The sequence below is a fragment of the Cupriavidus sp. KB_39 genome, from assembly GCF_052114485.1.
Classification (GTDB): domain Bacteria; phylum Pseudomonadota; class Gammaproteobacteria; order Burkholderiales; family Burkholderiaceae; genus Cupriavidus.
This window is the reverse complement of record NZ_JBFREV010000230.1, coordinates 1-407: the sequence shown is the minus strand read 5'-3', so window position 1 is coordinate 407 and position 407 is coordinate 1. Positions and strand designations below refer to the sequence as shown.

General features: G+C 66.7%; 2 protein-coding genes. Both read right to left on the bottom strand.

The annotated features are described in order from the left end of the window. A partial coding sequence (locus AB4Z27_RS29700) for a VOC family protein (RefSeq protein WP_441646074.1) occupies window positions 1-158 on the bottom strand: 158 nt, incomplete at its 3' end. Between the two features lie 90 nt (window positions 159-248). Beyond that, window positions 249-407: dTDP-4-dehydrorhamnose 3,5-epimerase family protein (locus tag AB4Z27_RS29695; protein WP_441646073.1), on the bottom strand; the 159-nt coding region annotated here is incomplete at its 5' end.

Sequence of the window (407 nt, the reverse complement as noted above, 5' to 3'; positions counted from 1 at the left end):
TCGACGGTGAGGACATCGCCCTCCTTGCCGTCCGGATAGTCGCCCGGCGAGCGGTGGACGGCGCCCACCGCGCTGTCGGGGAAGGTCTTGGCATAGAAATTGGCGGCATCGAGCGCGTCGCGGTTGTACCACAGGCAAATGGTGTTCTTRCTGCTCATGCGGGTCTCCTTTGGGGTTCGACCAACACCTCGGTGCGCGCCGCAGCACGGGCGCCGTTGGCCTCGCTCCATTGTATGACCGCATCCCCCTCAGGCAAAAACCTCCGCCTCCCGCAGCGCCTTGCCGCCCGCGTCCTTCGCCGCGAGCAATGGCTCGCCCTGGAGCGGCCAGTCGATGTGGAGCGTGCTGTCGCGCCAGAGCAGGGAGCGCTCGTGCTCGGGGTACCAGGTGTCCGTGGTCTTGTAGAG